Source organism: Streptomyces sp. NPDC057654 (genome assembly GCF_042800135.1).
In the GTDB taxonomy this organism is placed as follows: Bacteria; Actinomycetota; Actinomycetes; order Streptomycetales; family Streptomycetaceae; genus Streptomyces.
Map to the genome: position 1 here is coordinate 1 of NZ_JBHVHQ010001304.1, position 1,593 is coordinate 1,593.

The window sequence follows — 1,593 nt, forward strand, 5'->3', positions numbered from 1 at the left end:
GCCGTGACGCTCAGGGAGACCGGCCAGTACGTCGAGTTCACCACCCCGGTCGAGACCAACACCCTCGTCACCCGGTTCTCCCTCCCCGACGCGCCGGGCGGCGGCGGAACGAACGCGACGCTGAGCGTCTACGTCAACGGCGCGAAGGCGAAAACGCTCGACCTCACGTCCAAGTACGCCTGGCTGTACGGGTCCGAGGCGTTCCCCGTGAACGACCCGGGCGCGGGACCGGCCCGGCACATCTACGACGAGGCGCACCTCGACCTCGGCCGCACCGTCCCGGCGGGCGGCAAGGTCCGGCTCCAGAAGGACGCCGCGAACTCCTCCTCGTACACGATCGACTTCGTCGACTTCGAGAAGACCGCCGCTGTCCCCAACCCGGACCCGGCGGCCTTCGTGCAGCCCGCCGGATTCGGCCACCAGGACGTGCAGAACGCGCTGGACAAGGCCCGGATGGACACCACGGGCAAGCTCAAGGGCGTCTATCTGCCGCCGGGCGACTACGAGACCTCCAGCAAGTTCCAGGTCTATCTGAAGCCGGTGAAGGTGATCGGCGCCGGTCCCTGGTTCACCCGCTTCCACGCCCCCGCCGGGCAGCAGAACACCGACGTCGGCTTCCGCGCGGACAACGGCGCCAACGGCTCGACGTTCTCCGGCTTCGCGTACTTCGGCAACTACACCTCGCGCATCGACGGACCCGGCAAGGTCTTCGACTTCCAGCACGTGTCCGGCATCACCATCGACGACATCTGGGTCGAGCACATGGTCTGCCTCTACTGGGGCGCCGACACCGACCGCATGACGATCAAGAACAACCGCATCCGCGACACCTACGCCGACGGTCTGAACATGACCAACGGCTCCACCGACAACCTGGTGGCCAACAATGAGGCGCGGTCCACCGGCGACGACTCGTTCGCGCTGTTCTCCGCGCTCGACGGGGGCGGCGGCGAGCAGACGAACAACGTCTACGAGAACCTCACCTCGAAGCTCACCTGGCGCGCCGCCGGCCTCGCGGTCTACGGCGGTCAGCTCAACACCTTCCGCAACATCCGCGTCACCGACACCCTGGTCTACTCGGCGGTGACCATCTCCTCGCTGGACTTCGGGTTCCCGATGAACGGCTTCGGCCCCGGCCGGACCACCTTCGAGAACCTCGCCCTCGAACGGACGGGCGGCCACTTCTGGAACGGCCAGACCTTCCCCGGCATCTGGCTCTTCTCGGCGTCCAAGCCGTTCCGGGCGATCCGCGTGAACGGCGCCGTGATCACCGACCCGACGTACCACGGCATCATGTTCCAGACGAACTACGTCGGACAGCGGCCGCAGAACCCCGTGGAGGACACGGAACTGACGGACGTGACGGTATCCGGGGCGAAGAAGAGCGGCGACGAGTACGACGCCAAGTCCGGCTTCGGGATCTGGGCCAACGAGATGCCGGAGCCGGGGCAGGGCCCGGCCGTGGGCCAGGCGACGTTCCGGCGGCTCACCCTGCGGGACAACGCGGAGAACATCCGCAACACCACCTCCACCTTCAAGATCAACGTGCTGTGACGAGCGGGCCATGAGGCACATGCCCTGAGGCACAAGGGC

Annotated in this window: 1 pseudogene; it reads left to right on the forward strand. The window is 67.2% G+C overall.

The features are described 5' to 3' along the window. Window positions 1–1,554, forward strand: a pseudogene (locus tag ACFU99_RS43070) (glycosyl hydrolase); the annotation flags it as partial. Between the last annotated feature and the right edge of the window lie 39 nt (window positions 1,555–1,593).